This window comes from Luteibacter sp. (genome assembly GCF_051958795.1).
Classification (GTDB): domain Bacteria; phylum Pseudomonadota; class Gammaproteobacteria; order Xanthomonadales; family Rhodanobacteraceae; genus Luteibacter.
Window position 1 is genome coordinate 20239 of the sequence record NZ_JBQCFT010000112.1, and the last position, 7169, is coordinate 27407.

At 68.0% G+C, this 7169-nt stretch carries 5 protein-coding genes and 1 tRNA gene; 5 read left to right on the plus strand and 1 reads right to left on the minus strand.

What is annotated here, in order from left to right:
* Positions 1-101 precede the first annotated feature (101 nt).
* Complete coding sequence (locus tag ACTHLF_RS06080; RefSeq protein ID WP_440325741.1) at positions 102-2060, minus strand: formylglycine-generating enzyme family protein; 1959 nt, start codon at positions 2058-2060, stop codon at positions 102-104.
* A 106-nt stretch (positions 2061-2166) separates the two neighbouring features.
* On the opposite strand from ACTHLF_RS06080, the gene rnd reads away from it, so the two are divergent.
* The 5 genes from rnd to ACTHLF_RS06105 form a co-directional block, all read left to right on the plus strand.
* Entirely contained in the window at positions 2167-3288 is a 1122-nt protein-coding gene (gene rnd / locus ACTHLF_RS06085) for a ribonuclease D (RefSeq protein WP_440325743.1), read from the plus strand.
* Positions 3289-3346: 58 nt separating this feature from the next.
* Positions 3347-3422: transfer RNA gene (locus ACTHLF_RS06090), tRNA-Ala, on the plus strand.
* 159 nt (positions 3423-3581) lie between these two features.
* Positions 3582-4220, plus strand: a complete 639-nt coding sequence (locus tag ACTHLF_RS06095; protein WP_440325745.1) for a MarC family protein — start codon at positions 3582-3584, stop codon at positions 4218-4220.
* 130 nt (positions 4221-4350) lie between these two features.
* A complete protein-coding gene (pgaA, locus tag ACTHLF_RS06100) occupies positions 4351-6423 on the plus strand; it encodes a poly-beta-1,6 N-acetyl-D-glucosamine export porin PgaA (RefSeq protein ID WP_440325747.1) in 2073 nt (690 codons plus the stop codon).
* A gap of 5 nt (positions 6424-6428) precedes the next feature.
* On the plus strand, positions 6429-7169 hold a 741-nt coding region (locus tag ACTHLF_RS06105), incomplete at its 3' end, for a polysaccharide deacetylase family protein (protein WP_440325749.1).

The window sequence follows — 7169 nt, forward strand, 5'->3', positions numbered from 1 at the left end:
GCACGTCGCCTCCGCTGCCCAGGTAAACGTGACAAGCATCGACACGGCCCCGGTCGCCGTCAAGCGCGGCGCACTGTCAATTCGGCAAGACCTTCGCCCGGTCAGAGCTCGCGTGCAACGCGGAAACCGACGCGGGCGCTGCGGATGTCGGCCGAAGCGCCCTGGCGGTAGGCGGAACGCACCATTTCCGGCGCGCTGCCCCACGAGCCGCCGCGGATCACGCGGCGGCCACAACCCGGGTTCACCCAGGCCTCGGCGCTGCGGGGCGCGCGGATGTAGTTATCGTGCCAGCAGTCGGCGACCCACTCCGAGACGTTGCCACCCATGTCGTAGAGGCCGAACGGGTTGGCCGAGAAGCTCATGACCGGCGCCGGCCCCCAGTAACCATCCTTGTACGCACTGAAGGCGTTGCTCCCGCGGCGGCCCGAGCCGGAGCGATCGTTTGCGCCGGTGAGGTTTTCCACGTGCGAGGCCGGGGCGCCGTCGCCCCACCAGTAACGCGACGTGCTGCCCGCCCGCAGTGCGTATTCGAACTCCGCTTCACTGGGCAAGCGGTACTTCTTACCGGTCCGTTGCGAGAGCCAGTCCGCGTAGGCCTTGGCGTCGTTCCAGGAAATGTTGATGACCGGAAGGCGGTCCTGGCCGGGTTTGCCGGCGTAGTCGTCTTCCCAGGTGGCCGATGCGTCGTCGCGCAGGCCGCCGCTCTGTTCGTCGTATACGCTGCCGCCGCCCAGGGTCTGGGATTGTGGCACGTAACCGCTCGCGCGCACGAAGTCGCGGAACTGGCCGATCGTGATCGCGCTGCGTGACAGGGCCACGCCCTTCGCGACATCGACTTCATGCGCGGGGGCTTCGTTCGCATCATGGCCGGTCTCGCCGTCGGGCGAGCCCATCACGAACTTGCCCGTGGGCACCACGACCATCGCCGGCGCCTGGCCCGTGGAATCCACGAAGCGGTCGGCGAAGACCTGGCCCGGCTTGTAACTGGAATACAGCTTCGCGTTGGTCACGCGCTCATTGAAATCGTCGATGCCGGCAAGGTCCGGACTGATCTGCTGCGCCTTGGCCGCAAGCTGCTGCGCCAGCTCCACGTTGCCGCCATCAAGCGCCGAACGCGCCTGGGCGAGCATCGCCGCGCCGCTCTGCCGGCGCATGCCTTCGATCCGGCCGCGAGTGTCCTGCAGGGCTTGCGAGCCCGGCTCGATGGTCGCCGCCTCGGCGAGGGCGTTGTCCGCGGCGGGGAAGTCGCTCTGCGCGACCGCCGCCAGCGCCTTGTCGAGCACGACGTGCTGGACCTGGCTGATGCCCTGGACAGCAACGGCGTTCTGCGGATCGAGCTGGAGCACCTGCCGATAGGTGTCCAGGGCGCTGTCGCCGCGCGGCTCGTTCGCCTTGCCCGCCTGGAGCTGGGTGGCCGCGGTCGTGAGCAGCGGGCGCACCTTATCGAGTACCGCCAGTTGTTGCACCAACGGCTGCGCGTCCTTCGCGCTGTTGGGCAGGGCTTTGAGGGCTGCCAGCGCGTCCCGCGCCGCGTCCGCATCACCCAGCGCAATGTCCTGCTCTATCTCAGCGACCAGCCGGGCACGGATCTCATCCATGCCGGCCAGCGCGCGCTGGCTATCCGCCTTTTCCTTCAGCGCCGCCGCGAACAACGCCGCCGCGCTGTCCTTGCCGCCGACGAGGCGATCCGCGGTGAGCGCCTTGTCGGCGCGGTCCAGCAACGCAGTAAGTTCGGGCGTATCCGGCGAAGCTTGCGGCGGGAGCTTGACCTCGGTCGACTTCTCGCGGCGCCGCGCGGCGATCACCGCCGCCGGGGCAAGCACGAGCGGAGGCCCTGCATCGACTTCCGAAGCTACCGACTGCGCTGCCGCCTGCGGACGCTGGTCGAAGCCGATCGTCCCCGGCTGGCTGCGCGAGGGCATGCGGGCCGAGGATGTCTGGCCCGGCTCGACATGCAGCAGCTGCGGAAAGAAGTGGTAGAACAAGGCGAAACCGAGGACGGCCACACCCATGGCGCCGCCTATGGCGCGCTGTCGGCGGACAGTCTCGGTGTTCGGCATGGTGGGCGGTTCCGCGTGGGCCTGCTATCGTGCGGTGCCACCTTAGGGAATCGTGCGCTGCAGGGCAACACGCGCGCACGCTCCCGTTTATTTACAAGGATGCCCCATGTCATCGAGCGAACTCGCTCCCGCCGCCCCATGGATCGAACACCGCGACGACCTGGCCGCCTGGCTGGCGCCGGTCAAAGCGGGCGACATCGTCGGACTCGATACCGAGTTCATGCGGCGCAACACGTTCTATCCGCAACTGGCGTTGCTGCAGCTCGCACATGACGGCCGCTATGCGCTCATCGATCCGCTGGCCGTGCCGCTCGGCGAAGTGCTGCGCCCGGTCTTCGCCGAGCAGCCGGTGACCACGGTGATGCACAGCGCCGGCGAGGATCTCGAGGCCATGGCGCCGTTCCTGCCCGATGGCCCGCATACGCTTTTCGATACGCAGATCGCCGCCGCCTTCGTCGGCATGGGCCTGGGCATCAGCTATCGCGCACTGGTGGCCGAGCTTGTCGGCGCCGAACTCGACAAGGGTGAAACCCGCAGCGACTGGCTGCAGAGGCCGCTCACCGAATCGCAGAAGCTGTATGCCACGCTCGACGTCGTCCACCTGCATCCGGTGCACGCGATCCTGACCGAGCGGCTCGAGGAACGTGGCCGCGGCGCATGGCACGCCGAGGACTGCGCGCGCATGAAGCGCCGCGCCAGCCAGCGCGAAGGCGATCCGCAGCCGCAGCGCGGGTTCAAGCCCGCCGCGGACTGGCCGCGTGAACGCCAGGCCCTGCTCCGCCGGATCCTGCGCTGGCGCGAGACCACCGCGCGCGCGCTCGACAAGCCGCGTTCGTGGTTGTTGGAAGACCAGCACGCGCTCGACCTTGCGGGCAAGCTGCCGGCCGACCTGGGCAAGCTCGAGGAAGTCACCCGCGGCACCCGCGCCTTGCGCGCGCCCCAGCGCGAGGAACTGTTCGCGCTGTTGCATCGGCCCGTTGAAGTCGCTGACATCGAGGCGACCGCGGCCATCGTCGGCCACCCCGCCGGCGATGCCAAGCGCGCCATCAACGAGATGCGCAGCGCCGTCGACACCCTGGCCAGCCACCTCGACCTCCCGCCCGGCCTGCTCTGCTCCCGCCGGACCATGGAGGAATACGTGATGACCGGCGGCGAATGGCCCGAAGCCCTCGAGGGCTGGCGCAAGGAAGTCCTCCACGACCGCCTCGCGGCGCTGCTGCCCGGGTGAGCGTGGCACGAGGGGCTTGGCGGGCGCCGGGTGCCCTGATAACATCATCCGCTCATGTGGGGCCATAGCTCAGCTGGGAGAGCGCGTCGTTCGCAATGACGAGGTCGGGAGTTCGATCCTCCCTGGCTCCACCAACGATTCAGACATCAAGCCCTGGGCCTTCGCCCGGGGCTTTTTGTATTCACGTCATCCGTGCCACTCCGCCTTGCCCCGCGCAGTTCGCAACGGTAGTGTGCTTCGCACGTCACCAGGGTGACGGTGGGGCCAGCCCGGCCCATGCGAAGGAGCCAGCGATGTCCTGGGACATACCGTTCGCCATCAAGGTGTTCACCGCGATGTTCGCCATCATGAACCCGATCGCGAACGTGCCACTCTTCCTCTCGCTGACCGATGGCATCACCGACCGCGACCGCCTGCGTGTCGCCTGGGCCGTACTGATCGCGGTCACGATAGGCTGCGTCGTGTCGGCGGCAGCGGGGGCAGCCATCCTCTCGGTCTTCGGCGTGACGGTGAACGACTTCCGCATCGCCGGCGGCATCATGGTGCTGCTCATCGCCCTTTCGATGTTGAACGGCTCGCCGAGCACGCAGCATCACCCGACGCTGCCCGAAGCGGAGGCACTGGCCGCCGCGGAGGATGTCGCCATCTACCCGCTGGCCATTCCCCTGCTCCTCGGCCCTGGCGCCATCGCCACGCTGATCGTGCTCGGGCAGACGGCGCGCAACGTGCACACGGAGATGTCGATGGCGCTGGGACTCGGGGCGTTCCTCATGGTGCTGGCGATTTCGCTCCTCGGCGCCCCGTACATCGCGCGCTATCTCTCCGCCAAGGCGGTCGGCATCGCACGCCGCCTCATGGGTATGATCCTCGCCGCGATCGCCGTGCAGATGATGGTGTCGGGGCTGCGTAACGCCTTCCCCAGCCTCGGTTGAGTCTTCACCGGGCCTTTACACACCTTTTTGGCATCCGCTTTGCTTCGATACGCCCGCTGGCTCTCTCACAAAAAATGAAACGCTGCCGGAAATGGACATCCGGCCAACGAAAATAAGGTCAAAAGGCGGCATGGGAATCTCAAACGCGACACCTCCGCGCAGCGCGCGCGTGCCACGGGGAAGGCTGTGCCTGGCGCTCGCCCTGGTGTTCCAGGGTCATGGCGCCCTCGCGGCGACCGCGCCGGGCGCCACCCGCGATGCCCTTATGGCCCAGGTCCGCGAGGAGCGGTCGCAAGGCCACCGCGTGGACGCGCTGCGTCATCTCCAGGTGATCCTGGGCCAGTGGCCCGACGACCGCGAAGCCCGCGAGATGAACGTCGTTTTGTTGACGGAGCTCGGCGCGACCAGCCGCGCCAGGGAGCTGGCGCCGGGCCTTTCGCCGGCCCCTGCCCCCGCGGACCTCGCGCGCATCGACGCAGACCACGTCGCGCATGAGATTCGCTGGGCGAACGGCGAGCCCGCCGATCCGGCCAAACCGTATGCCGAGGCGGACCGGTCCGTGGCCGACGCCCGCCGCATCGCCGACGACCCCTCGCTGCCCGCGGACCTGCGCCGCCGCGAATCGTTCGACCTGCTGGTGGCACTGGACCAGGCGGGCCTCCCCGATGAAGCCATCCAGCGCTATGAGGCACTGAAGAAGGATGGCGTCGGCGTGCCTGCCTACGCCGAACGTGGCGTGGCCGATGCGCTGCTCGTGCGCCGCCGCCCGCTTGAGGCAGCCGCGGTCTACGAAGACAGCATCCGCAAGGAGCCCGGCCCCTACGCACGCACCGAGAATGAACCGCGGATCGGCCTGATGTACGCGTATGCCGAGTCCAACCAGACCGACAAGGCCTTCGCGACGATCGATGAACTCGCGGCGAAGGAGCAGCCGTGGGTGCGCATCCCCGGCATCCGCCTGCCGATCCAGAATCCACGCAAGGTCGATGCTGACCTCAACGCCGCGGTGCTGCGCAGCTCGGTCGGCATGCCCCGCGCGGCGTATGACCAGCTTTACGCAATGACCCGCGAGGCACCCGCCAGCCCGCAGATCCGCCGCGAGCTCGGCAACGTCGAACTTGCCCGCGGCTGGCCGCGCCGGGCGCTGGACGATTTCCACATCGCCACGACGCTCGATCGCCGTGACATCGGCGCGCTCGTCGGCGAAGCCGAGGCCTATCGCACGCTCAACGACTATGCGCAGGTCGACGACATCCTGGCCGAAGCCGAGACCCGCGCCGATCGCAACGGCCGCGTGGACCGCGCCGAACGCGCCTGGGCGCGTGAGAAGGGCTGGCAGTTCGATATCAGCACCGAACAGGGCAAGGGCTCCAGCCCCGACTACGGTGACCGCGATGGCACCACCCAGGCCACGGTGGCCAGCCCGCTGATCGATGATCACTGGCGCGTGCTGGCGTTGGGACGCTATTCGACGGCCGACCTGCCCGAGGGCGATGTCCGTCGCACGCGCTTCGGCGTGGGTATCCGTGGTTACGCACAAGGCCTCATGGCCTACGTTCAGGCCCTGCCCGCCGCGGATCGCTATGTCGGCAAGACGGCGCTGGAGGCTGGCTTCGACTGGTCGATCACGGATCACTGGGCCGTAGCCGCCGATTACAGCACCGCGGGCGACGATACCCCCCTGCGCGCCCAGTACTACGGCATCTCGGCGAAGACGCTCGATACCGCCGTGACGTGGCGTGCGAGCGAGCTCACGCAGGCACGCGTGGGCCTGTCGCGCGATAAGTTCAGCGATGGCAATACCCGCACGGGCTGGCTCGCCTCGGTAGTGCAGCGGTTGCACACCGAACCCAACCTGACGATCGATGGCGGTGTCGAACTCGGCGGCTCCATGAACACCGACACCGACCGGCCATATTTCAATCCGCGCCGCGACAACAGCTACGCCCTCACCGGCCGGCTCGAGAACCTGCTCGGGCAGTTCTACGAGCGCAGCATCACCCAGCGTGTCGATGTCGCCGTGGGCCAGTACGCCGAGAAAGGCTACGCCACCGACTGGATGGCGACCGTCCGTTACGGCCAGGTGCTGCAGGCCCGCGAAGGCTTGCGCCTTGGCTGGGGCATCGGCTGGCACAACCAACCTTACGATGGCCGTCGCGAACACCGCTTCGTCCTCGACCTGACGCTCCATTGGGGAGAATGAAGTCCATGCGTCCGCTGTTGTCCACCCTGGCCCTGCTTGGCCTGGCCCTCCTTGCGACGGCGCCCTCCGCCCGCGCGCAGGCGGTCACGCCGGTCAGGCCAAACCTTATCGTGCTTGCCTACCACGATGTCCGCGACGATGTCGGGCTTGATGCCGACCGCGATCCGGATGCCACGAGCACCGACCACCTGGTCGCGCATTTCGAATGGCTGAAGGCGAATGGCTACCACGTCGTCAGCTTTGAGCAGGTCAAGGAAGCCTCCGAAGGCGGCCGCGCGCTGCCCCCGGATGCCGTGCTGCTCACCTTCGATGACAGCCTGGAGAGCTTCTACACGCGCGTCTACCCGCTGCTCAAGGCTTACAACTTCCCCGCGTTGCAGGCCGTGGTCGGCTCATGGATGGACCTGCCCGATGGCAAGCGCATGCCGTACAACGGCAGCGATTGCGACCGCTCGTGCTTCCTGACCTGGGACCAGGTCAGCGAGATGCAGAAATCCGGGCTTGTCGAAATCGCCTCGCACTCGTATGCCCTGCACCAGGGCACCAACGGCAACCCGCAGGGCAACCAGATGCCCGCGGCCGCGTACCTCCAGTACGACGCCGCGAAGCAGCGTTACGAAACCGAGGCCGAGTACGTGGCGCGCGTGCGCGCCGACCTATCGAAAAGCGCGGATGAGATTGCCGCGCACACCGGCGTGCGCCCGCGAGCCATCGCATGGCCGTACGGTGCGTACTCTCGCGTCGGC